Annotated in this window: 22 protein-coding genes and 2 pseudogenes; 14 read left to right on the forward strand and 10 right to left on the reverse strand. The window is 42.8% G+C overall.

Features of this window, described 5'->3' with window-relative positions; all coding sequences use genetic code 11:
• Nucleotides 1-15: 15 nt before the first annotated feature.
• Entirely contained in the window at nt 16-888 is an 873-nt protein-coding gene (locus MAS10914_RS0118635) for a RodZ domain-containing protein (protein WP_017317465.1), read from the reverse strand.
• Nucleotides 889-1,070: 182 nt separating this feature from the next.
• On the opposite strand from MAS10914_RS0118635, the gene MAS10914_RS0118640 reads away from it, so the two are divergent.
• From MAS10914_RS0118640 to MAS10914_RS0118670, 7 genes are all read left to right on the forward strand, one after another.
• Entirely contained in the window at nt 1,071-1,952 is an 882-nt protein-coding gene (locus MAS10914_RS0118640; protein ID WP_017317466.1) for an alpha/beta hydrolase, read from the forward strand.
• A 422-nt stretch (nt 1,953-2,374) separates the two neighbouring features.
• Nucleotides 2,375-3,457: a helix-turn-helix domain-containing protein gene (locus tag MAS10914_RS0118645; protein ID WP_017317467.1), complete on the forward strand. Its 1,083-nt coding sequence runs from the start codon at nt 2,375-2,377 to the stop codon at nt 3,455-3,457.
• Nucleotides 3,458-3,840: 383 nt separating this feature from the next.
• Nucleotides 3,841-5,199 (forward strand): protein kinase domain-containing protein, encoded by a 1,359-nt coding sequence (locus MAS10914_RS36450; RefSeq protein WP_017317468.1) that lies wholly within the window; start codon nt 3,841-3,843, stop codon nt 5,197-5,199.
• 40 nt (nt 5,200-5,239) lie between these two features.
• Nucleotides 5,240-6,736: an ABC transporter substrate-binding protein gene (locus MAS10914_RS0118655; RefSeq protein WP_017317469.1), complete on the forward strand. Its 1,497-nt coding sequence runs from the start codon at nt 5,240-5,242 to the stop codon at nt 6,734-6,736.
• A 126-nt stretch (nt 6,737-6,862) separates the two neighbouring features.
• Entirely contained in the window at nt 6,863-7,099 is a 237-nt protein-coding gene (locus MAS10914_RS0118660; RefSeq protein WP_017317470.1) for a hypothetical protein, read from the forward strand.
• A gap of 45 nt (nt 7,100-7,144) precedes the next feature.
• A complete protein-coding gene (locus MAS10914_RS0118665) occupies nt 7,145-8,038 on the forward strand; it encodes a toll/interleukin-1 receptor domain-containing protein (protein ID WP_051151127.1) in 894 nt (297 codons plus the stop codon).
• A 201-nt stretch (nt 8,039-8,239) separates the two neighbouring features.
• Nucleotides 8,240-10,450, forward strand: a complete 2,211-nt coding sequence (locus tag MAS10914_RS0118670; protein WP_026082658.1) for a tetratricopeptide repeat protein — start codon at nt 8,240-8,242, stop codon at nt 10,448-10,450.
• A 528-nt stretch (nt 10,451-10,978) separates the two neighbouring features.
• On the opposite strand, the gene MAS10914_RS0118675 is transcribed toward MAS10914_RS0118670, so the two are convergent.
• Complete coding sequence (locus MAS10914_RS0118675) at nt 10,979-11,659, reverse strand: HAD family hydrolase (RefSeq protein ID WP_017317473.1); 681 nt, start codon at nt 11,657-11,659, stop codon at nt 10,979-10,981.
• 210 nt (nt 11,660-11,869) lie between these two features.
• On the opposite strand from MAS10914_RS0118675, the gene MAS10914_RS0118680 reads away from it, so the two are divergent.
• The gene (locus MAS10914_RS0118680) at nt 11,870-12,652 is read left to right on the forward strand and encodes a glucosamine-6-phosphate deaminase (protein ID WP_017317474.1); all 783 of its coding nucleotides are present in this window, start codon (nt 11,870-11,872) and stop codon (nt 12,650-12,652) included.
• A gap of 105 nt (nt 12,653-12,757) precedes the next feature.
• On the opposite strand, the gene MAS10914_RS0118685 is transcribed toward MAS10914_RS0118680, so the two are convergent.
• A complete protein-coding gene (locus MAS10914_RS0118685) occupies nt 12,758-13,279 on the reverse strand; it encodes a hypothetical protein (protein WP_156818190.1) in 522 nt (173 codons plus the stop codon).
• A gap of 250 nt (nt 13,280-13,529) precedes the next feature.
• Between MAS10914_RS0118685 and MAS10914_RS0118690 the strand changes: the two genes are divergently transcribed.
• On the forward strand, nt 13,530-13,964 hold the full coding sequence (locus tag MAS10914_RS0118690) for a hypothetical protein (RefSeq protein ID WP_017317476.1): 435 nt from the start codon (nt 13,530-13,532) through the stop codon (nt 13,962-13,964).
• A 290-nt stretch (nt 13,965-14,254) separates the two neighbouring features.
• On the opposite strand, the gene MAS10914_RS0118695 is transcribed toward MAS10914_RS0118690, so the two are convergent.
• The 3 genes from MAS10914_RS0118695 to dnaG form a co-directional block, all read right to left on the reverse strand.
• Nucleotides 14,255-15,028, reverse strand: coding sequence for an ABC transporter permease (locus MAS10914_RS0118695; RefSeq protein WP_017317477.1), 774 nt, complete (start codon nt 15,026-15,028; stop codon nt 14,255-14,257).
• Nucleotides 15,021-15,950 (reverse strand): ABC transporter ATP-binding protein, encoded by a 930-nt coding sequence (locus MAS10914_RS0118700; RefSeq protein ID WP_017317478.1) that lies wholly within the window; start codon nt 15,948-15,950, stop codon nt 15,021-15,023. The genes MAS10914_RS0118695 and MAS10914_RS0118700 overlap by 8 nt, the downstream gene beginning before the upstream one ends.
• Before the next feature lie 156 nt (nt 15,951-16,106).
• Nucleotides 16,107-18,020 (reverse strand): DNA primase, encoded by a 1,914-nt coding sequence (gene dnaG / locus MAS10914_RS0118705; protein WP_017317479.1) that lies wholly within the window; start codon nt 18,018-18,020, stop codon nt 16,107-16,109.
• A gap of 57 nt (nt 18,021-18,077) precedes the next feature.
• Here dnaG and MAS10914_RS35705 point away from each other — a divergent pair, with 57 nt between their 5' ends.
• Nucleotides 18,078-18,227 carry a hypothetical protein gene (locus MAS10914_RS35705; RefSeq protein ID WP_232224188.1) on the forward strand — a complete coding sequence of 50 codons (150 nt, stop codon included), beginning with the start codon at nt 18,078-18,080 and terminating at the stop codon, nt 18,225-18,227.
• Between the two features lie 32 nt (nt 18,228-18,259).
• Nucleotides 18,260-19,612, forward strand: coding sequence for a hormogonium tapered terminus morphoprotein TftA (gene tftA / locus MAS10914_RS0118710; protein WP_017317480.1), 1,353 nt, complete (start codon nt 18,260-18,262; stop codon nt 19,610-19,612).
• A 235-nt stretch (nt 19,613-19,847) separates the two neighbouring features.
• Here tftA and MAS10914_RS0118715 read toward each other — a convergent pair whose 3' ends face one another.
• Both MAS10914_RS0118715 and MAS10914_RS30490 read right to left on the reverse strand, forming a co-directional pair.
• Nucleotides 19,848-20,702, reverse strand: a complete 855-nt coding sequence (locus tag MAS10914_RS0118715) for an HIT family protein (RefSeq protein WP_017317481.1) — start codon at nt 20,700-20,702, stop codon at nt 19,848-19,850.
• Between the two features lie 110 nt (nt 20,703-20,812).
• A pseudogene (locus MAS10914_RS30490) lies at nt 20,813-21,295 on the reverse strand (hypothetical protein); the annotation flags it as partial.
• Nucleotides 21,296-21,347: 52 nt separating this feature from the next.
• Between MAS10914_RS30490 and MAS10914_RS0118725 the strand changes: the two are divergent.
• Both MAS10914_RS0118725 and MAS10914_RS30495 read left to right on the forward strand, forming a co-directional pair.
• Nucleotides 21,348-21,848: a helix-turn-helix domain-containing protein gene (locus tag MAS10914_RS0118725; RefSeq protein ID WP_017314015.1), complete on the forward strand. Its 501-nt coding sequence runs from the start codon at nt 21,348-21,350 to the stop codon at nt 21,846-21,848.
• Nucleotides 21,849-21,895: 47 nt separating this feature from the next.
• On the forward strand, nt 21,896-22,420 hold the full coding sequence (locus MAS10914_RS30495; RefSeq protein WP_033364704.1) for an IS630 family transposase: 525 nt from the start codon (nt 21,896-21,898) through the stop codon (nt 22,418-22,420).
• Here MAS10914_RS30495 and MAS10914_RS30500 read toward each other — a convergent pair.
• Nucleotides 22,416-22,727, reverse strand: a pseudogene (locus MAS10914_RS30500) (hypothetical protein); the annotation flags it as partial. The gene MAS10914_RS30495 and the pseudogene MAS10914_RS30500 overlap by 5 nt on opposite strands.
• A 190-nt stretch (nt 22,728-22,917) precedes the next feature.
• A complete protein-coding gene (locus MAS10914_RS0118735; RefSeq protein WP_017317484.1) occupies nt 22,918-23,325 on the reverse strand; it encodes a hypothetical protein in 408 nt (135 codons plus the stop codon).
• Between the two features lie 426 nt (nt 23,326-23,751).
• Here MAS10914_RS0118735 and MAS10914_RS0118740 point away from each other — a divergent pair, with 426 nt between their 5' ends.
• Nucleotides 23,752-24,642, forward strand: coding sequence for a hypothetical protein (locus MAS10914_RS0118740; protein ID WP_017317485.1), 891 nt, complete (start codon nt 23,752-23,754; stop codon nt 24,640-24,642).
• The last annotated feature ends 36 nt before the right edge of the window (nt 24,643-24,678 follow it).

Raw genomic sequence — 24,678 nt, forward strand, 5'->3', positions numbered from 1 at the left:
GCTCCTCTTCACTGTTTATTGACTGTTGAGTGTTTCTGGGGTAAATGTAACTTCCTTTACACGACCCAGATCTCCTAATGGTGTGGGTTCCTTGTTGTTAGTAGAAACCAATACCGCACCAGCGTTCCCAGAACGGATAGTCAACTCTTTTTGTGCTGTCCAGCTTTTTTTCTCTCCCTTGTTTAAAATTCCCTCAAATTCCGTTTTACCATCCACCTTCACGCGCAGCCAGGATTGATCTTGAAGCTCAAGAGTGAGTTCAAAGGGTACGGTCTCTGTTGTAGGAGATGCGGTTGGGGTTGGAGAGGTTGCTGCTGGCGTAACTTCAGGTGTAGGTACTGTGGCAGGTAAACTAGTAGATTCTACTGAGGGCGATGTCGTTGGAGTTGGGGATGCTACTGAGGATGAAACCTTAGGTGCAGGTGCTGTTTGTTGCTCCAAAGCAAGTGGTGATGATTTTTTTTGATCAGAAGACTCAACTGAACGTTGTGGATTGAGAAGATAAAATAGTCCGAGGGAAGCGCCAGCTAGTAACACGAGGTAGGGGACAACAAGAGGTACGTGTATAGTTGGTTTTTTATCTAAATCCTGCTTATCTTTATCTAAAGCTGATTCTTGATGAGTAGAACAAATATTGGCAACCGTTTGTGCTAAAGCAGTACCATCCAGTCCGATAGCATCTCCATAATGGCGGATGAACCCTTGAACATAAACAGGCTCTGGCAATTCTTCAAATCGGCCTTCTTCTAGAGCGTGTAAGAAAGCTAATCGAATACGTGTATAAGCTGCTATTTCTTCTAGACGTACTGATTTTTCTTCTCGGACTTGCCGTAGATGTGCAACTATTTCCATCAGTTGCTCTTCTTGAGCCTTGTTTAACAGCTTCACCGTCTTCTCCTCTTATCTTAACTAATGTTTAATCATTCAAAAAGAAACTACTTAAAGTGATGTACAAAATTTTACGTTTTTACTTATTTTATTTTAAATCATTTTTTGATAATAGATTCATAATTTTCTTAATATTAAAGTTGCTTTGTTAGGCTAATAATACTGTCTTTATAAATACTTACATGAGGACGAAGAAGCTGCAAGATCCAGTAGAATTACTGTTCACATTATTAGTTTGGGTAGGAGTCGTTGCAGCGACAGCCTATTTGGTTGTATGTATATTTCTGTTTTTTCAGCAACCTCGGTTCCTCTTTTTTCCCTCTCCTATTATTGAAACGACACCAGAGTTTTTTCATTTAGGTTACGAAGAGGTTTGGTTGCCTGTGAGCGCTAAATCAGGCAAGGTGGAACGCATTCATGGTTGGTGGATGAAAGCAAGCCAGCCGAATGCCAAAGTTTTGCTGTACTTGCACGGCAATGGTATCAACATTGGTGCAAATCTCGTCCACGCGCATCGATTTCATCAACTGGGATTTTCGGTATTACTAATTGATTACCGGGGTTATGGTCGCAGTGAAGGCGGTTTTCCCAATGAATCAAGGGTTTATCAAGATGCAGCGACAGCTTGGGATTACTTGGTCTACCGGCGACAGATTCCACCAAACCAAATTTTTCTTTACGGACATTCCCTGGGGGGTGCAGTGGCTATTGATTTGGCTCTCAAACACCCCAACGCCGCAGGATTAATTGTGGAGTCCTCTTTTACCTCAATTCGGAAAGTCATTGCTTACAGGAACAATTTTTGGATGTTTCCAGTCGATTTGATCTTGACACAGCGCTTTGATTCGATTATGAAAGTGCCAAATTTAAAAATGCCAGTTTTATTTATTCACGGTACTGCTGATGTCATAGTACCGGCTTTTATGAGCCAAGACTTGTATGCTGCTGCTCCCGAACCAAAAAAGTTGGTTCTTGTTCCTGATGCAGGACATAACAATGTGGCAGAAGTCGCTCCTTCTAGATATCTGCAAGCGATACAGTCTTTTGTTATCAGTACTGAGTAAAAAGGTTTACGAAAAATCGTTAGTGTTTCCTTGCACTTAAACTTATTGCTCAGAACTTAGGACTGTCTTCCTCATGTAATAACAACCCTTATAAGTCAACAATTAGGGTTAGCAAATCTCATAAAAATTGAATTAGTTTCTAATACGAATATTTTCAATAAGTATTCGTAAAAAATTAGCATAATATCTCCCTTTTCAAAGAGGAGGTTACTTTGTCATTTGAAAAATGAGTGGAGAAAATTCCTTTTCCTCTTTGCTTCAAACTGATAGAGCAGAACGATATCATTTAGCTAGCCAAAATTTTTACTATTTTTCTTAAATAAAAAAAATCACTACGTAACAATCCGGAAAAGTGACTAACATAGTAGAAGAGATTACATAGGTATAACTTCATTTTTAATTGCCGCAAGAGGCTCCTTACAATGGCTACTACATCGTTGTTTTTGTTAAAAATTCTCGAAAATTCAACCATTGAAATTTCTCAAGATGAATTGCGGACGCTTTTAGGTGAAATAGAAGCTGAACTACATCGAAGTAAAGTTTATCGTCGTGCTATGGCGATGTTGCAAAATTTGCTAGGCTCTTCCGAGCAAGCTAACATTTTGTTTAAAGCAGTAGGTAGAGAAGCTATTGGTTTGGCATTTCGACAATTTGTGCAACAGTATCAGAAAACTGAGCAGAACCAGCTACAGGAAGACAGCGCGAGTAAAACACCACCCGACGATTTATCGCATGATGTATCACAGTCCTTAACAAGTGTTAAAGAGGACCAAAAAACAACTATCGAGACTGATAGTCAAGCCAATTTACCATCAGAATCTCAGGTAGAAAGTCATACAGCCAATGATTCCATCAAAGTTAAAGAAGACAGTCCCAAAACAAAAACATCAATTGGGTGGCGAAATCCTAGTAGAAAACGCAGACAAGTTGAACTAGCCAAGCAAATCGCAGCCGAACAGCGCGTAGAAACTCTGCGGCAAATCGGTCAACAACTACGGCAAGTTCGTGAGTCCCAAGGTCTTTCTCTTAGCCAACTTCACGTTTACACTCACGTACCACTTCGTCACATGGAGGCAGTGGAGAACGGTAATTGGGAATTATTGCCAGAGGATGTCTATGTTCGTGGCTTTATCCGTGTCATGGCTAATGCTCTGGGATTAAATGGTACAAATATAGCTGCTTCCTTGCCTGCTCCAGAGCCAGTCACAGCAATTTTACCTTCCTGCTATCAGTATAAAAGTCGTTTTGGATTTGGAATAGGACTGCGTCCCGTGCATTTGTATGTGGGTTATGCAGCCCTCGTTGCTGGGTCAGTGGGGGGATTGTCAATCATGTCGTCTCAGCAAGCAAATGCAGACAGACTGATGAATACAGATGCAGCAACTCCAGCTTCTTCATCATTCACTGAGTCCTTGCAGGAAACAAAACCAACTTCTAAACCGGGGCTATCTAGTAGTGCTAATGTCACCGTTGGACCTGATATTGCTCCACCAGAAGCTCTTTAAGAGTGATGAGTGATGAGTTATGAGCGTCAACTTATGAATATAAATTACGGATTACAAAACTTTGTTTCATTCATAATTCATAGCTCTTAACTCCTTTGGCTAGATAGTGTAAATCTTGCATTTTAAGTACTTAGACCGAATTAATTACACACATTGTTTTCCCGTTCCCTGTTAAGAGTTCCCTGTTAAGAGTCTCCACAAATGGATTTCATTTTGCCCAACTACTTATGAAACTGTAAGTTTCATGTACTCTTTTGATACTCTTTTGAAAGTGACAAAGTGCAAGATTTGAGATTTATTACATTCTCATACCCTACATTCAGAAAAGCCAGAAGACTTGATGTATAGTGATTAATTATTGATAAAAGACAGCAATAGTTATTATGATTTGCTGCCTAAATCCCGAATGCTCTAATCCCTTAAATTCGGAAGGAACAAACTTCTGTGGGAATTGCGGGGCAGAGCTGATTTCGTTACTCAGGGGTCATTACCGCATCATCAAACCATTGGGAGGTGGGGGGTTTGCTCGCACCTACCTTGCAGAGGATGCAGACAAGCTTGATGAAAAATGCGTGGTCAAGCAACTGGCACCACAACTTCAAGGGAGCTGGTCACGTCAAAAGGCGTCTGAGTTATTTCAGCAAGAGGCAAAACGTCTACAACATTTAGGGGAACATCCCCAAATTCCCACCCTGTATGCCTACTTTAAGGAAGATAACTACCTGTATTTGGTGCAGCAGTTTATTGAAGGGCAGGATTTATTGCAGGAGTTAAAACAACAGGGTTTGTTTGATGAAGCAAAGATTCGAGAGTTTTTAAAAGATTTATTACCTGTCTTGGCAACAGTACATCAGCAGCAGGTGATTCACCGAGATATTAAGCCAGAAAATATCCTTCGCCGTGAAAGTGATGGTAAGTTAGTACTCATTGATTTTGGGGTGTCAAAGCAAAAGACGGAAACGGTAAACCCTAAACCAGGAACATACATTGGTTCGTTTGGGTACGCTCCATTAGAGCAAATGTATTCAGGTGAAGCTTATCCTGCTAGTGACCTTTATTGCTTAGGAGCAACAACGTTTCATCTATTGACTGGTGTTTCCCCCTGGACTATATGGATGAAACAGGGCTATAGCTGGATTTCTACCTGGCGGCAGTATTTAATACAACCGATAAGTCAGGAATTAGGGCTGATTATCGATAAGTTACTGCAAGAGAACTATAAACAGCGTTATCTCTCAGCAGAGGCCGTCTTACAAAGCTTGAATTCTGAGCTACCACCAGAGTCTACCCCAGTGTTTACAGTACTCTCGCCTCTTCAACCAAGAACACTAACGCCACAAATTCAACAGCAACCACCTGAATATCTAGCGCAGTTCTCCATAGAGAAATTATTGCCTTGGGCACTCTTGGCAGGGTCAGGGAGTTCGTTTCTGGCCCTCGTCCTTCTCTGTTCTGTCGCAACTATTTGGATTAGCTCTGGTTTATGGTTGATTATTTTAGTTGGATTAATCTTTGCCCAGCCTCGCTCAATTTTTGAAAAGACTTATTTGTTTATTGTTGCCGTAATTACGACATTATTTATTATCTTTATCTACAATAATTTGTTCATTGCGAATCCTCTCAAAGCTGGTATAGATGGATTTTTAGTTTTAGTCTTGCTAGTCATTCTTGCTGGATTACTGACATTTACTCTCTTGAATCTGTCTCAGCTATTGAACAGATTTATCTCTAAATATTTCTAATTTATTATAGATAAATTTTGTTTGAGCAAGGTCAGTTTTTATGAAAAATAACAAAGAAAATATCCAGGTAGTTATTTCTTTGAGTCTAGCTGGCTTACTGATAGGAGCTATTTTATGGTTATTAGGTAAAGTGATTCGTCCTGAGAGAGAGTATTCTGGGGAATTTCAACAAAATAATGTCTCACTTACTCCATCCTATATAAATTCACCTTTGAACCACCGGATGAGTTTGGGTGAGAAAATTTTTATCACAGAAGGAAGACCTCCCGACAAGGAAGCTGGAAGGAAAGCATTTGAAGCTGGGGATTTTGCCACTGCTGTTAGTAAATTCCAAGTATCTCTGCAAAATAAACGTAATGACCCCGAGACATTAATCTATTTGAACAATGCCAAAATTGGTAAATCGAAAGCCCTAAAAGTTGCTGTCGTTGTGCCGATTGGTATTTCCCTAAATGAAGCGGAAGAGATTTTACGCGGGGTGGCTCAAGCTCAGGATGAGGTGAATAGCAATGGAGGAATTAATGGGCTACCGTTGCAACTCCAAATTGTTAGTATTAATAACTTTGAAATTCTCAAACAGCTAGATACCGAATTAGTTAATGACCCTAGCATATTGGCGGTTGTAGGGTTTAGCCAAGATACATCGATTTATAACAAGCGCGGTTTAGTGATGGTTTCACTAGTCAATTCAAAAAAGCTATCTAAACCGACAAAATACATATTTTACGCTACTCCAAGTTCCGATGTTTTCGGTGATGCTCTTGCTAGCTATATTGTTCAAAAAGCTCGCCTCACGAACATCGCTATTTGTAGTGACTCAACATTCACTATCAGGAATGAAATTGTAGAAGTTTATACGGAATCAATACGTAAATATGGAGGCAGAGTCACCAGTACAGTTTGTGATTTGGGCGGAGCAACATTTCAGCCTAGCAGTTTTCTGAGTCGAACCATCAGCGATGGAGCAGAAGGTTTGCTACTCCTTCCCAGACCAGACAAACTCAATTCAGCTATTGAGGTGGCACGAGAAAATAAAGGCAGATTACCCCTGTTCGGTTTCCAAGCGATGTACACTGAAAGAACGTTAAAGTATGGGCAAGCGGATGTCAAAGGAATGATGCTGGCTGTATCTTGGCACCATGATGCTGTTGCAAGCAAATCCTTTGCTCAAAAAGCCATTCAGCTTTGGGGCGGAGACGTGAGTCCGCGAACTGCTACAGCTTATGATGCACTTCAAACAATTATCACTGGCTTGAGACAGGGTGACACCCGCGAGGAGTTGCAAAAGGCACTGTCTAATCCCGATTTTTCAGCTTTAGGAGCAACGGGAACGATTCAGTTTCCTAGAACAGGCGCGCGCCTCGTTGAGGCGCGCGCTTTGCGCGATGGGCAAAGCCCCGCCGTAGGCGATGCTCCCAAAGGGAGCCCCCCAAGGGATGATCGCAAGAGTGGAGTTTTTCTAGTCAAAATTGCGCCTTGCGATTCAAAACAGGCTTGCAATTCTAGCACTGGCTACCGTTTTAAACTTGTGCAGTAGTGACCACAAGAGTACTTCAACTTATTGGTTATTAACCCAAGGTGAGCTTCCAACGAACGCAATTCGTTGGAAGCTCACGTATATTTAAAGAAAAAACCATACCCTTGTTCTCTAGCCTGTGCAATTATGTCGAACCACTTTGCTCACGGTTATGCGTTACTAATTGGAGTTGGTAGAACTGTCGAATCCAGATATTCATTGCCTGTTACAGTCAAAGATGTGCAAGCGCTGAAGGCAGTGTTAATTGACCCAAATTTGTGTGCTTATTTAGATGATGCAGAACATATTTGCTTATTGCAGAATGAGCAGACGACGCGTAGCGCAATTTTGGCTGGACTAAGGTGGTTCATTGAGTTAGTTTAATTGAGCGCTTTAGCGCTACTACAAACCCATTATTTCTACATTAATATGGAAGACCGCGCAACTCTAGAACAAATACTTTCTACTGCTCGTATGGTGCTTGGGATACTGGAACAGCAAGCTGCAGGCTATACCAACTTGACTATTCCGGCTCACCTGAAGGTGGAATTAGAAGAGAAGCGCCAGGAAGTCACTAGCCTGGAGGCGCGGTTGAGCCAGTTACAGGGACGTCCGGCAACTTTGCCTGATAATTTACCTCGGTATGATGTTAATTTGCAACCCCAGAAAGCAAATCGGGAATTCAATCGCCAAGTTACGCAATTGCAACCGGAACTGGAGCGAAAAAGAAATGAACCAACAACACATCGGCTACCAGAAAGCAAGCAAAAGGAAGTTTTTATCTCCTACACCCACCGAGATGAGCACAGCAAATTATTTGTCGAGCAACTGGAGAAAGCATTTCAGGCGAAAGGCATCAAAATCATTCGAGATAAAAATGCAATCGGCTACAAAGAACGATTCCAAGAATTTATGCAGCGATTGAGTTGTGGCAAATCCGTGATTGTAGTAATCAGCGACCAATATTTGAAGTCCGAAAATTGCATGTATGAACTTGTTGAGATTGCCAAGAATGGAAAACTCTATAATCGAATTTTTCCCATAGTCTTAGCAGATGCCCAAATTTATAAGCCTATTGAAAGAATTAAATATATTAAGTATTGGGAAGAAAAAATTAAAGAGTTAGATCAAGCCATGAAAGAAGTTTCTGGGGCTAATTTGCACGGATTTCGAGAAGAAATTGATCTATATACCGAAATTCGCAATATGTTTGCTAGACTCACAAACCTGTTGAAAGATATGAATACTTTGACGCAAGATATTCATATACAATCAGAATTCGAGGCACTGCTCAAAGCGATTGAAGACAGTTTAGATGAGTAAGCTGAAAGTGATCGCACGGAGTGGCTTTAATAGAAGGCATTAGCCATTTATCGAGAGTTGGGGCATGACAAAAAAGAGGCGATCGCCCTCAACGTTCTGGCAGGACTCGCGCGATCGAAGAGGGGTGTCCGATAGGACGGGATGAGGTTAGTTTCATTGAGCGCTTCAGCGCCACTACAAACCCATTATTTCTACACCAATATGGAAGACCGCGCAACCCTAGAACAAATGCTTTCTACCGCCCGGATGGTGCTTGGGGTACTGGGACAGCAGGCTGCAGGCTATACCAACTTGACTATTCCGGCTCACCTGAAGGTGGAATTAGAAAAGAAGCGCCAGGAGGTGACTAGCCTGGAGGCGCGGTTGAGCCAGTTACAGGGAGTGCATCCGGCAACTTTGCCTGATAATTTGCCCCGCTATACCGATGTATTTGTGGGAAGAAAACAAGAAATTGCCCGTTGTTTAGAAGCACTGTCACCGGATGATCGCGGTTGGGGTGTGGCAATTGACGGTATTGGTGGTATGGGCAAGACGGCGTTGGCGCTGGAGGTGGCGCACCGTGCCCGTGAGCAAGCCTTATTTGATGCCTACCTGTTTGCTTCTGCCAAAACAACTTGGCTCTCAGCTGAGGGAGTGCGGCAAGAAACCCTCACCCTGTCTTCTCTCGATAGCTTTTGCCGGGAATTTGCCAAAGGGTTAGGGCTGGCAGAGATTGTGAATATGAATGATGCCACAGCGCGCCGCCGCGCTTTGCTTGATGCCTTGCGGGGACGACGCGCTTTGCTCATTTGGGATAACCTGGAAACGCTGAACACAGAAGAACGCGAGATGATTGCTGAGTTTCTGCGGAAACTGCCCACCCCCAACAAAGCCATCATCACTAGTCGCCGCCGCACTGGGGAAAGCGCCCTCACGATCCGTTTAGATCGTCTTTCGGAAGTAGAGGCTGTGGAGTTAATGTGGGCAAAGGGACGGCTATACCCCCGCCTTGCCCAGGAACTAAAGGCAACCAAGCCAGAAATATTGAGTGCTTTGTATAATGCTGCTGGTGGCAACCCCCTGGCGCTGGATTGGACGCTGGGACAGGTAGCGCACAAAGGCTGTTCCATAAGCGTTGCCCTAGAGCGGTTGCGGAATGCTGCCAACTCTGCGGATCTCTACGGGTTTTTATTTGCTGATGCTGCCCGTGATCTCTCCAAGAATGATCGCACAGTGTTGTCTGCCCTGGCTGTATTCCGGACACCTGCAACAACAGCCGCCCTGGCAGATGCGACGAATTTAGTTGTCAACGAGATCCAAGTTTCTGTAGAACGGTTGGTCACTCTATCTTTGGTGAATGACTTGGATGGAGAACGATTTGGACTGCACCCCCTTACCCGCACCTATGTCCGGGCAGCTTTGGACGGAACAGACACTGTTGGAGTGCAGCCCCTAGCGAGTGGTATCCGGTTTGACTCTGCTGCCCAACGCAAAGTCCTGCGCTACTGGGTGGACTATGCCCAGAAGTATGGGGGCGACGATAAAGATGCCTATCAAACCTATGACAAGTTAGAAGCCGAGTGGCAGAATTTGGAGGGGGTAGCAACAACCCTACGGGAAATGGCAGGCATCCCCAGCGCGCTGAAAGACCGACAAGCTGCCCAGATGCTGATCGATTTGGAAAACGCTTTGTATCAGTTCCTCTGGTTTCGAGGTTACTGGGATGAGCGGGTGCGCTTGGGTGAGTGGCGATATCAGGCAGGGCTAGCGCTAAGTCAATGGAGCGATGCTGGTTGGGGTGCTTATAATGTTGCTTGGATTTACAACTCTCGGGCAGAGACAGAACAAGCAGCAAGTTGGGCAGCCCGGATGGCGGAGGTGATGGAACGAGGTGGCAACCTTCGGAATAAGGCTACTACAATTCAGTTGCAAGGACTTATTGCAAAGCAACGTCAGGACTATGCAGAGGCGGAGCGGCTATATCAAGATGCATTAGCAATTTACCGGGAGTTGGGGGAGGAAAAAGATGAGGCGATCGCCCTCAATGATCTGGGAGGAGTCGCGCAATTGCAGGGACACTATGATCGGGCAGAGTCCTACTACAAGCAAGCATTGGCGATCGCTGAAAAGTTGGGTTTGAAACAAGAGGAAGCTTATATTTCTGGCAACTTGGGACTTCTAGCCCTTAACCGCAACCGCCCTACAGAAGCCCGCCTCTGGTACGAGCGTGAGTTAGATCTGGCGCAGGAGGTGGGGCGGCAAGAGTTGGTGGCTCATGCTCAAGAGGGGCTGGCGCGGGTTCTAGAGGAGGAGGGGCGCTACGCAGAGGCGCTACCCTTCGCACAGGCTGCTTTGGAAATCCGGGAGCGCCTGCGCGATCAGAACTTGGAGTTTTCGCGCGGGTTGGTTGAGCGGTTGCGGGGTAAGATCTAATACGGTTTCACTTTAAGGTTGATACAAATATAGAGCAGGGGGCAGGGAGCGGGGAGCAGAGGGAAAGAATTAGAGACCAATCATTTGTATCAGGCATTTCGTGAAATGGTATAATCCAAAACTTGTCATTGCAAGCGAAACGGAGTGTAGCGTGTCCGCATTGGTGTTAAGTTAACGTTTAACCATTGATTCCATGTTGGTTTTACCCCACCCCTTAAGAGTACTCCAAGTAAAAAAATGCCCAATTGTCATTGCGAATGGAGCGAAGCGGAATGAAGCAATCGCAAAGAGTTTGAGATTGCTGAGTCCTTCGGACACGCTACGCGAACGCTACACTCCGTTTCGCTCGCAATGACAAATTTTGGATCATTTATTTTTTGGAACACTCTAATCCCTTACCAAGGGGAGGGGAGGTTTTGGCATCAGACAAAACCGGGGTGGGGTGGAGCGAGATTGTGGGCATTCAGGAGAGCATGATCTAGCCTATTTATAAGGGTTTTAGCTTAAGTTGACACGTATGAACTCACGTTAACCCAAACAAGCCACATCTTCCTGTACCGACGAGTTGAGCAGTGTCCACAACTGCAAATCAGTAAAATCTGAAATTGTCAGAAATGCCCCTATTGCTGCAAGAACTTTTGAGTCCTGAGTGGATGTGACGCCAATAGTACGAATACCAGCACCAACAGCAGAACGAACTCCAGAGGGAGAATCTTCTAGTGCTATTGCTTGTTCTGCCGTGATGCCTAACCTACTCAGAGCAACTTGATAAGGTGCAGGATCTGGTTTACCTGCTATCTCATCCTCTGCTATGACAACTGTATCAAATGCTTCTTTTATTCCCAAGACTTCTAGCATGAATTGGACATTTAATCTAGGAGCGTTGGTGACTAAAGCACGTTTGAGTTGGTGCGTGTCTGTCCATGCTAGGAGTTCAGAAAATCCATCCAGTGGTTTAAGAAGATTTTTGGCTTGTTGGCGGAAAAGCGCTTCTTTTTCGTCTGCAAACTTTGCGCCTTCTTCTGGTGATAATTGTGGCAGTAAGTCTTCTATGATTTGTGGATTCGTCCGCCCGCTAATTCGAGATTTGTAAAATGCTTCATCAATGTCCATGCCGTAGCCTAACAGCATTTCCCGCCAAGCTTGGTAGTGTATAGGGTCAGTGTTGGCGATCGTTCCATCTAGGTCAAACAGAATTGCAGCTAGCATGGTTTTATAGGGTGTAAACTCTTGTAAAGTTTCATTACATAGTTTACATTGTTTTGTCTGACTTTGTAATTCTGTCTGCACTCTTAGGAAGAAGAAACTATAATTAGGCATCCAAATGACAACCTATGGTAGCTAGCACGAGTAAGGACAGACAAGTCATGCCCCTACTCGTTTCCTTTGTGTTTGTGAGAAAATTTTCTGTAGATTCCAATGTCAACCGCCAAAAATTCTTTTCGCGTCGATGCTCTACAAGTACAGGTTTATAACTCTGAAGTCGAACTGGCGCAGGATGTAGCGGAAATTGCACAAAAACATTTACAGCACACGCTTGAGCAAAAAGATGCTGCGGCTTTATTGCTGGCGACAGGCAACTCCCAAATTCAATTTCTTGATGCTTTGATAGCATTGGGTGATGTAGATTGGTCGCGAATTACCTGTTTCCATCTCGATGAATACTTGGGTATTTCCGCTGACCATTCTGCTAGTTTCCGTTACTATTTACGGGAATATGTTGAAAAGCGGGTTCGTCCCAAGGAATTCCACTATATAGAAGGTGATGCGCTCCAACCTTTAGCCCAATGCTCGCGCTACACCAAACTCCTGCAAGCACAACCTATTGATTTGTGTTGTCTTGGTGTTGGTGAAAACGGACACCTAGCTTTTAACGACCCAGCAGTAGCGGATTTTAATGATCCCTTGACACTGAAACTGGTGAAGCTGGATACTGTAAACCGCCAGCAACAAGTCAACACAGGGTCTTTTCCAAATTTGGAAAGTGTGCCGCAATACGCTTTTACTGTCACCATTCCAATGATTTGTTCTGCCAAAAAAATCATTTGTCTTGCATCAGCAAAGCGCAAGGCGAAGATAGTCAAACAGATATTGGAGGGCGATATCACCACAGATTGTCCCGCTTCTATTCTCCGTACACAACCGCAGGCGACGTTGTTTTTGGATGTAGATTCTGCGGCTTTATTAAAGAGTGAAGAGTGAACAAACAAGGGCGACGAGAGAATGGAATATAGCGGTTTCCAATTGCATAGATGACAATCTGATTTTTTGTGGGATGGGCGATATGAGTCGTCCTTACAGCTATTTTTAACCTGAGGGAAAAAACGCTTCCTTAATTGCCTGGGTGATTTGCTCTAGGTCGCTTTCATCCATCGGCAGTGGCGTCACTCCTTCCTCAGGTTCAAAGGAAATTTCTTGCCATTCACTGATGGGAATCTTTTGTTTCTCCAAACTCTGTAGCTCATCTAGCGTAGCGAAGACCATCCAAACCGAAAAGTCCGTGATCCGCAGTAACACCTCAGTCTCATTGACTAACTCATAGCTCCATAGTTGCAAAGAATTACAGCCGCCATCTTCAAGTTCTCCGCGTTCTCGGATGAGCGCTCTTGCTGCTGGCGTTAAAGTGCCTTCAACAACTATACAGCCCACCATTCCTGACCAAGGTTGTACAGACACTCCCTCAAGCGCTAAAAAATCTGGTCTGCTGCCACTTAACTCCTCCCCTCCTGGAAAGTACACCCGAAACCTATCAGCCTTTTTCAGGTAGAAGTCGAGGATGCCCTGCTGAATCTGTGGTGTGTCTTTAACTAGAAAACTTGAACGAGACATAGGTAGTGCTAAATAAGCAATCATGTAGTATAGCAGAAGTGTTGAAAGTTAGATTAAGCGACGGAAAAAACAGGGCAGAATACAGTATTGTGTTCCCAAACAACAAAAAATAATATTTAACATCCTCATTTCCTCAGTATGTCAAAGCGATGTTAATTTGTTAAGTCTCTCACTTTCCTAGTTTAACAATTTGCAAACATGTCCTAGCTATATGGTCTAAACAGCGATTCCTCTAAATTACCAACCTACAATGCGCGTGCTACTTGCTATTTTGATTGTTATGATCGCTCTGATTGGCTGTAATCAGACCAATACACCCCCGATCAAGCAACCGACTGCCCTCCAGCTTGCTGAATTCTCGCGTAACGCAAGCATTACACTACCTGCTTCTGCCCATGCAATTGGCTGGCACGAGGAGAATGGTATAGACGACGCGATGTGGTTGCAAGTGAGAATACCGACAAAAGATTTGCCACGCTTCCTGGAAAGTTCTCCTTTCCGTGGCATTGAACTTTCCACTAACGACACGTCTGTTTTCAACCTGTTTAAGATGTTTGTTGCTACTCCTCCGACTAAATATCGAGTGGGTCAGCAGCAGTTGCCAAGTGGACGATACCTGACAATGATGATCGACGAGAGTGCCACCCCAGACCTCATCGTCTATTTGATGTGGTATGAGACCTGAGTGCGATATTCTAGGAGCTAAAAAACGTTCTGTGTGGATTAATCGTTTATTGCCATCAACCAAACAAACCCAGCCTTCAGATGGAGTGGCTTTTACCCCAATCTGCTTAACCCGAACTCAGGTTATTTTTAGGTAAATAGACCACACTGTAAGGGCGAACGGCTCGCCCCTACGTTCGATTGTGGTAAAACTGCTGTAATTCAGGGCGGACAAGATGTCCACCCCACAAGAATTGTCAAGTGAGTCTATCTTTTTTCTCAGAACTTAGCAATCAGAACTCAGAACTGTGTTTAATATCCACTCAACATTCCTCGCTGCTTCGCCTGACGTTCAGCAAAATGAAAAAGTAGTAACCCTACAGCAAAATAGACAGCCCCATTGATAAAGGCTATACTCAATTTCGGAAAATTTAAACTCTCACCTCTTGCCATCAAATCGCGCAATAATCCCGCGCCAGGAGTCATGGGCAATATTGCTGCCAAAATTTTTGCTGGTCCTGTCCAAGTTTCTGTAGGAGTTGTTAGCAAAAATAAGAATGGAAACTGAGAGAGGGCTATCAGTTGCTGAATACGCTTAAATAATAAGGCTAAAGACCCCATTGCAAAAGCAAAGCCATTGGCTCCTAAAACCACTGCGACAAAGGGTAAAAGCAACGTTGGGGGAAAGTTAAGACGACTCCCAGTCAGCATCATGATGATAAAGAGAATACCGAGAATTTCAATCATCTGCAACGTCAAATTAGCCAATGTCCGCATTAAGAAAACCTTGATAGCACCATATCGTGAAAGGAACACTTGTTCTAAAGTGCCAGTTTGCGCCTCTTGTTGCAACTCGCCGGCAAGGTTATGCAGAGTGAATGTCATCAAAGTCCAAAGTACGTAGCCGATAATGATTGAGTCGAGGCGATCGCCTAATTGAAAAGCAGAACCAGCAATGTAACGAGCGCTTAAGAAAAGTCCATAAAAAACAGAGGCATAGACAAAAATACCAGCAATTGCCTCAACAGGGTAACGGCGAAACTGAATCCAGTTGCGGCGGAATTCACCAAGAAATAATTCAAACATTGCTAATTCTTCCTTCTCTAACTATTTGTAAAAAGATTTCTGTGAGGTCAGATTGCTCTTTTTCCACATAGTTTAGAGGTAGAGGTTTGAGAATACTGAAGACTTGATAGAGTAATTCTGGCTTGCTAACATAAATAATTTTTCCATCTTCAACATCAGCACCCATTTCTTCTAATTCTGCAATTATTGCCTTATCTAGGGTAACTTCCATTTCAATTTTGTAAGCTGTCCCAGAAAACTGTCGGATAAGTTCTTGTGTTGGTGCTTCTGCTAATATTTCACCCTTTTGGATTATGGCAATTTTATCAGAAAGTTTTTCAGCTATTGCCAGTTGATGAGTTGTCAACAAGATAGCGCAACCAGAAGCTGCAATTTCTTGCACTAAAATTTGCACTTCTTGCGTTGCTTCTACATCTAAGCCTAAAGTCGGTTCATCTAATAATAAAAGCAAGGGTTGATGAACTAAAGCAACTGCAAATGCTAGTTTCTGCTGCATCCCCCGTGAAAGTTGCTGCACTGGTGTACGGCGTTTGTGTAGCAAACCAAATCTTTCTAAAAGTGCGATTCCCGACTTACGCGCTTCGCGGTGGGAAAGTCCTTTTAATACCCCAAAGTATTCTAAATTTTCCTCTGGAGTCAGCCGCCAGTAGACATTGCGATTTCCTTCCAGCACTGCACCCATCTTTTGCAGTGCTGCTGGGTTGCGGTGGGGATCACTTTCAGCAATTCTCACCCAACCTGCATCCGGCTGAATCAGTCCTGCCATCATTTTAATACTCGTCGTCTTGCCTGCTCCATTCGGACCAAGAAACGCCAAAACCTCACCAGGGAGAATTGTTAAGGAAACGTTTTTGACTGCTTCCACAATTTGGTTGCTTTGGCGGTATGTTTTCTTGAGGTTGTAGGCTTCGAGTGCTTTCATGAGGAAAATACAGCAATAAAATCAGTATGAAATTGTTCAAAGACTTGCCTTGTCATTTGCACTTGTGTTAAGTTAATCGTCATTCATTTTTCTAAAGCAAGCTTGTTGCGGTAAGGGTTTCAGATCTCATTTTGTGCAACTTGAATGCTCATTAGCTTACATCAATTCTGAGAGGGAAAATTGCCGCTGTCGCTCTAATTCCTGAAGCCGTTGTTTTTCCGCATAGAAAGCCTGATAATACGATTGCCATTTTTCCGGTTCAGCTTCTGGATCGGTTTGATCAAACAGTTCCCAGAAGTGACGACAGCGCTTTTCACACAGCACCCTTTCCATGCAAGCAGTCGCTGCTTGGATCAACTTGTCGTGATGTGAAATAATATCTTTTTGGGTTTTCTCATTTAGATGAAATAGATGAGTCACCAATTTTATCTCCTCAGGAAACTCTAGGCATCTATCTTGCACAGTTGTTAATAAATCATCCTCTATTCCAGAGGAAATCTCTAAAATTTGTCGCCATAAAAATCGGTGATGGGAAAGGCTAAATTGCAAATCCCGAGCTTCTAAAACATCAACTATAATTTGACGATATTCTGGATAGTGCAAGTAAATCTGCAGTAATAAAGCCTCTGCCACTTTTAAAAGACTGCCTTCTTGAGATGAAACACTTTGCTGTGCTGCTACAGGTTGTTGCTTGATGAGTGGTGTTGGGTTACGGGGTGTGCTAGCAGGAGCAATTTGAGTAAGAAGATTCTCTACCCGTAGCTGTATAAGTCTGGTATCTCCTAAGCTAAGTATCTCGGCACAGTGGGAAATATAATAGTTCCGCGTATCACTATTAGTAATTTTTCTCAATAAATTCACCATCTGTTGAGATACTTGCTGGAAGTCAGCAGCCTGTTTCAAGTCGCGGTCTTTTGTGATTTGCTGAATTTGCCAATCTAGCCAAAGTGGAGCATTTGCTAATAATTCTCTATAATCTTCTGGATTGCGTCCTTGCAAGTATTCATCAGCATCTTTACCATCAGGCAAGTTGAGAATCTTGAGCTGGACTTCACCTTTATATGCTAGTTCGGCAATTTCTCCAATTGCTCTTTGGGCTGCATTTGTCCCAGCTTTATCAGCATCAAAGTTAAGTACCAACTGTTTAGAGTCGGTGTATCGTAAAACTTGCCGTACTTGTTCTATGCTAAGAGCAGTACCAAGAGAGGCGACAACATTATTGATACCAGCAGCGTGGAGGGCGATCGCATCAAAATATCCCTCCACCACCACAGCTTGATCCATTTGGGAAATCCCTGCTTTTGCCTTGTCGAGGGCAAATAAAGTTTTCCCTTTGATAAAAACTTCTGTTTCAGGTGAATTCAAATACTTGGGTTGTTCATCGCCTAAACTTCTGCCACCAAAGGCAATGACGCGCCCAAGGACATCGTGAATGGGAATCATCACGCGATCGCGGAACACGTCATAATAACCGCTCGATTCTTTGCGTGGTTTAATCAATCCCGCTTTTTCTACCAGTTGTACTGGGTAGCGTTTATCTTCAACCAGATAGCGGTAGAGTGTTTCCCAACCTGCGGGCGCATATCCGAGAGCGAACTGCCCAATTGTTTCTTCCGTCAATTGGCGATTCGATTGCAGATATTGCAATGCCTTCTCTCCACCATATCTCAGGGCGTGTTGATAAAACTGTGCCGCCACCGCAAGAACTTCATACAGTTGTTCGCGCAAAGATAGCTGACGCTGCAACTCTTGCCTTTGTTCAGGTTCTAGAGTTCTGACTGAAACTTGATAACGCCGCGCTAAATCCAGCACCACTTCAGCAAAAGAGCGCTTCTCCAAGTCCATCATGAACTTAATAGCATTGCCCCCAGCTTGACAGCCAAAGCAATAGTACATTTGCTTAGTTTGGCTAACCGTGAAACTGGGAGTTTTTTCTGAGTGGAAGGGACACAAACCCACAAAATCTTTTCCACGCTTGCGTAAGACAACGTGTTCCGAGACAACATCAACAATGTCAGCCCGTTGTTTAACTTCATCAATCGTATCTGGATGCAAGCGGGGAATGTGCATATTGGTGATTAGTTATTAGTCATTGGTCATTAACTTTGAACAAAGGACAAAAGACAAATGACCCTTCGGGTATGCCTGCGGCACGCCAAGGGCGAACGTAGTCGCCGTGACAGTTGGAAACCTTCTTGCAGCGCTGGCTCACAAAGGACAACTGATAGATATTATATTCTTGATGCCAAGGCACGAATGACGCTCCAGAATCGTTAATCACATAATTGTATAAAAGGAAATACTGAAAAATGGGACGTATTTTTATTTCAGCAGCTCACGGAGGCAAAGAAGCAGGAGGAATAGATCCAGGCTCAATCGCCGGTAGTACAAGCGAAGCAAAGGAAATGATTCTGCTGCGAGATTTAATTGTAACCGAACTCAGAGCGCGTAATTTTGAAGTTTTGGCGGTTCCAGATGACCTAAGTGCCCAACAAACTATTACTTGGATCAATTCTCGCGCGCGTCAAAAAGATGTTGCCCTAGAAATTCATGCTGATGCTGCGAGCAGTCCTTCTGTACGTGGGGCTAGTATTTTCTACATTGCTAACAATAATGAGCGCAGAAGTCATGCCGAACTGCTGCTGGTGGGGCTGATACGCCGCGTCCCTCAGTTGCCAAACCGAGGAGTCAAGCCAGACACAGCGTCGGGTTTGGGGCGTTTGGCATTCTGTCGTCAGACAGCAACTGCTTCTTTGTTAATGCAAGTTGGCTTTCTTACTAGCCCAGACGATCGCGCTTTACTGCAAACTCGCCGCCGTGACTTTGCGCTGGGAATTGCCGACGGAGTTACATCTTGGAGTCGTGTTGTTGATCCCGGTTCAGAGGGGGGAGCAGAACCAACATATCCGCCAATCAACATCAACATTAATGGGCAAAAGTATCCAGAGCAAGGAATACTGATTAATGGTAATTCTTATATCCCCATTGACTTGGTGGATCGCTTGCGGATTGATTTGTCGAAAGCGCCCAATGTTCGCCGCGTGACTTTAGCCAGCGTTGTTTACGTCAAAGCTGTTGAACTGCGGGACTTTAATGTTTCCATCTCTTGGGATAGCGCGAGTCGCACTCTGAATTTGCGCTCGATTCTGCAAATTAACTCTGGTCAAATTGACAAGATTATGTCTAACGGTTACACATCAGAAGTGCAATTGCAGCTATTTCTGAGAAACAACAATGAAAGCGCGATCGTGCAATTTCCTGACTTGCCAAAACTCTACCGGGAAGAAGCGACTATAGAGGGGGTGAACCATGACATTGCCTTCTGCCAAATGTGTGTAGAAACTGGATTTCTACGCTTTGGCGGTGATATCAGATCAGAGCAGAATAACTTTGCCGGTTTGGGTGCTATTGGTGGTGGTGTAGAAGCGGCGTCCTTTGAAAGTGCCAGAATTGGTGTTCGGGCGCAAATCCAACACTTGAAAGCTTACGCTAGTTTGGAACCATTGGTGCAGGAAGTCGTAGATCCAAGATTTCGCTTTGTGACTCGCGGTATTGCTCCATCAATCAATCAACTCTCAGGACGTTGGGCAGCAGATTTGGAGTACGGTAACAAAATTCTGGCAATGCTTAAAAGGCTTTATGAGTCGGCGGGATTAATATAGAAGGCAAAAGAAGGAGTTCTCTTGGAGGGTAACCCTGCCGTAAGAAACTGCGGTACTGGTCTCACCGCCTGCAGGACTTCTCTGGAGCCTCCGCAGGCTAAAAATTAGTCCGCGTAGGCGGACGAGCGTTTGTGTAGCCGCAATTTCTCATCGCCCAGTATTTTTGCATGCATTGGGATGCTCCCCTTTGTATTGATAACATTCTTACGGTTCTGCCCAACCGACAAACTACAAACTATTTCCTTTTAGGAATCACATATCTTATTCCACCTTTAGCACCAACACTATCATTTTTGTAACGAGGGATAATATGAATACTGGCATGCATCATATTTTGACCTGCATCTCGATTGATGTTCATTCCCACATTAAAACCATCAGGTTCAAATTCTTTACTAAGAATTTTTTGCACTTTGTTAACCATAAACCAACAAGCAGATTGTTCTTTAAACGGTAGCTCAAAATAATTACTAACGTGACGTTTTGGAATAACCAAAATATGACCTTTACTTACGGGATAACCATCAAACATAGCATAGGCAGTTGCTGACTCGGTTAGGATAGTTAGGTTTTTATGAGGGTTGCAAAATATGCAATTATTAGATGAATTTCTTTGTAAATTATAATGTGTATACTCGTATATCTCGCAATAATCATCTAAATGAATTGATTTAAATGGAAGTTTGACAATACACTGGTATGTAGTTTTTTTGTGAATATAATGTTCTCGAAATCCTTCTCTTCTTATATCCCTTCTTACTGCATAATACGCTTTACCTCCCGGCTTCAATAGATTCGATACTCCCATGAGAACATCCGCTTGTTCTTCAAGGAATAAAACATTTAAAACATAAAAGCAAATTATTGTGTCAAATTTCTCATTAGGGTATTGCGGGAAATAATAAGGGTCATAACCTGTAATGTCAAATCCTTTTTGTCGCAATAATTTAACATCATTGCCAAAGCCACAACCAAAGTCTAGGACTTTACCTTGAAGCATATTCTTATCTAACAAAAACTGTGCAGGTACTGATAGGTAAATTCTTTCTATTGCCGTCAGGTGGCTAAATTTATTTTCTTGCTTTTTCATATACACAATAGTATGTAGAGACGTTACATATAACGTCTCTACTGTATTCCACGCAACACCAAACCCGCTATAATTTTGTCTGAGGAATTGCAGCAATTCTGGATTCTGAACTATGCTGTCTTAAAAAACCTGATAATTTCGCGGACATGATCCAGAAATTGCCCATCAGTAGAAAGTTGGGCTATAGCCTGTCGTGCTTCTTTTGCCAGACGTTCATGTTCAGTCTGATTTGTGGCACGTAATTCTTCCACACTAACGGCAATACGGGCTAATTCTTTGCGAGTTTCTTCTAAATAAGTTTGTTGATTCGCTGCTAAGGAGTAAGGCTGTTCTGGGTTAAGTTGTTCTTCTAAGCGCTTAACGGTTGCTTCTATAGTGTCGAAACGGGAACGGAGTTCTACAATATCTTCACGCGGGTACTTCCATTCTTGACGAATCATTGTTAACCGCGCATATAAGTACTCATAGGCACTGATGGCTGGACGTAGTGCTGTTAATAACAAAGCAGCACCAGAACTGACATAGCCGACTGCACTAATACCAGTGGCAGCGAGGGTGTAAAGACCAACAGCTGAAAATAAGTGTAATACCAATTCACTAAAACTATGATACAGATAAAGAAGGAATAAATATCAACGAGCAAAGATGGCTGGAGTCACCAAAGTAGAAATATATGAGTCAGCAGAAGAATTACAGGAACTGCTGAGAAAACAAAAAATAGTATCAAGTCGTGAACGGATTCAAGCGTTGTATTTGCTGAAAATAGGTCATGTAAAAACAATACAGGATGTAGCGGTGGTGCTAGGGAGAGCAAGGGTAACGGTACAAAGATGGTTGAAGGACTATACCGAATCAGGAATAAAAGGTTTATTGTCAACGAAAAAGAGTCCAGGAAGACCGCCAATGATTAACTTACAAGCAAGAGAGCAGCTAGACAGAGAACTTCAACAGCCACAGGGATTTAAAAGTTATGAAGAAATACGAACTTGGTTAAAAGCAGTGGAAGGGATAGAAGCATCATATAAAGTAGTACACGACACAGTGCGCTATCAAATGAAAGCGAAGCTAAAAGTACCGCGAGCCGTAGGTGTCAAATACGATAGTGAAGCAGAATTGGAATTTAAAAAAAACTGCCACAATACCTAGAAGTAATTAAAAAACACATCATAGCACCAGTCGATAAACAAAAAAAAATTAGATATTGGTGTGGAAACGAAAGCCGTGTGGGGTTGAAGACTGAACCTGGGAGATTAATTACGACAAAAGGAGTCAAGCCCATCGGCATTATGCAATGGAAGCGGGATAATTTTTATTTATATGGATTAGTAGAACCATTAACTGGAGAGCATTTTATTTGGGAATTCTCTCATTTAAATACAGCTTGTTTCAATATTTTTTTAGAAAAATTCTCAGAGACTTATTCTCAAGATATACATATTCTTCAGTTAGATAATGGAGCGTTTCATTTTAGTCAGCATCTCAAACTACCAGAAAATATAGTTTTGTTATTTCAGCCTCCGCATACACCTCAAGTTAATCCAATTGAAAGATTGTGGGAGGAGGTTAAAAGGCATTTAACTTGGGAAAGCTTCTCAACTTTAGATGAATTAAGAGAATTTATTTGGAAGCGATTGGAACAATTAAACACATCAATCGTTGCTTCTATTACAGGTTGGGATTTTATTCTTGATGCTTTATTTGTATCAGGCTTTTCGTGAAATGGTATAAGGCAAGAGCAACCAGAAGCGATCGCCGTGCCAAAACCTTGACGTACTCCAGTTGTTTCTCATCCACTGGAATTCCTTTTTCAGTTGATTGTGCCCCTTCTGCCAAAACTTCTTTTGCCTGAAAATGGACATTCCACGGTACAGTCACAATCACCAAAAGCCACCAAAAGCTTGCGCCGCCAATCACCCAGTCAAGGAAGTTGCCAGCAGGTATATGAAACCATTGCAGCACACTAAAAGCTAGTAGTACCAAAATCACAATTCCAATACTGGAACTGATCAAAAAGTTAAAAGACATCTTGTCCTATCTCCCGTAAAGGTATCACTTTCATCTTGGCTACGGGTTGGATGTGAGGCAGAAATGCTTGTGATGGTTTTTTGAGTTACACACAGAGATTAGCTAATGGCTAATAGGGGTAAAGACATTCGATTCCCCACACTGAACAATTGAGTGATTCCGATAGTGTGTGCTAGTCAATGTAAGCAATTTATTGGATGAGGTAACTGCGCCAAACTGATTGAGTATTTTTGCCACCATTCTCAGGAAGCAGCAACCGCCAAGTTTTACCTTCTCTTTGGAGTTGCAGGTAAACTTCAAAAGGTTTTTGAGGTTGTGTTAGCCGTCGTTTTGGGAGCTTAAATGTGAGGTTGTAAACTCCGCGAACGCGGTAAGTAGGTAAATTTTGAATCGTCAGGGGTTGTTCCTGAGTAATTAATAGCCGATGAATTTCAAATCCCTGAAAATTCAAATCTAGCTGTTGGTTGAATTGCTGCTGAGTTTTCTCTAATTCGAGTGCAATTGCTTTTTCCACGACTTGGCTCGTTGGTGCAAGAACACTTGTGGTACACGCAGTTAATAGTCCCAACAAAATTAAGCTGATTATTAATCGCACCATGACTGTGACTCCTTTATACTCGTGTCTAGTATTCCAAATTGATAGGTATAGGCTGTAGCTGGTGCAAATATCCCTTGTCAATTTAGAAACATTCTGAAGCTAAGCTGCTTTGCAAGTTCAGGCTTAATCAAAGTTTACACTACAACAAATAAGTAAGACTGCGGCTTCTACTCATTGCCGATGACGTTGTCTGTATCTGTCATTCAGTAATTTTATTGAGTTCAATTAATATTTTTATCAAAAAAAATATCCGGAAAGCTGGTTTTTAGGTTGAATATTCAAAAATAGTAAAGCACGGTCATCTTGTAGCCATTTTTTGTAAAGCAAATATAAAGTTTGCCCATGTGAAGACAAATCATTGGACACTTAACCGTAATTATACTTAAAATATTGGTCAACGTATTTGTTAAAGAGATTACCAATAAGATGAAGACTATTGCGACACAGGTGCGTAACAAAATCCTAAAAAACCTTTATGAGGTTTCATTTGTACGAAATCCTGCTGAGTTTGCTTATCACGTAGCATTAGAAAAACATAGGAGTCATCTACCTGTTCTTTCGAGTACTGACTGGACTATAGTGGAGACTCTTAAAACTGAAGGAGTTGTTGTCACTTCATTAGAAGAACTTTCGATTCCTTCTACTCCACAATTGCTCCAAGCTGCAGAAAAATTAATGCCAAAAATCTCAGGAGTTATTTTGGGCGATGAAAATGAATTTGTTGTTCATGCAACCTCCCAGCAGATGATGGAGTATCCAGAGATTTTTCTTTGGGGATTAGAACAACGGTTACTAAAAATTGCTGAGAATTATCTTGGTCTACCAGTAGCGTATCACGGAGCCTATTTTCGGAGAGATATTGCCAACCAAGTTGAGAGAAAATCAAGGTTGTGGCATATGGACTCAGAAGACCGAAAATTGTTTAAAGTTATTGTTTATTTAAAGGATGTCAATGACGATGGTGGTCCGTTTGAATATCTTCCACAGTATCTCACTGCAAAAGTCGCTGATTCTTTGAAATACAAATATGGTTACATCAGTGATCAAACTATGCAACAGGTGATGTCCTCATCAAATTATAAATCTTGTACAGGACTATCTGGCACGGTAGTTATTGCAGGCACTGGTAGTGTCTTTCACCGAGGAAAAATACCTGTAGCTTCAGACAGATTTGCAGTATTTTATGATTACACTTCTCGACAACCGAAATTTCCTTTTTATTGTAAATCTTCCCTGCCAACGGAGGATTTACATTTACTTTCACCAATGTTTTCTGAAAGTCAAAAGCAGTGTGTTTTTTGGCGACCACAATTTTAGCAAGAGTATTGTGGGTGAGAAACAGAAGTAGGAATC

The sequence above is a fragment of the Mastigocladopsis repens PCC 10914 genome (assembly GCF_000315565.1).
Taxonomy (GTDB): Bacteria; Cyanobacteriota; Cyanobacteriia; order Cyanobacteriales; family Nostocaceae; genus Mastigocladopsis; species Mastigocladopsis repens.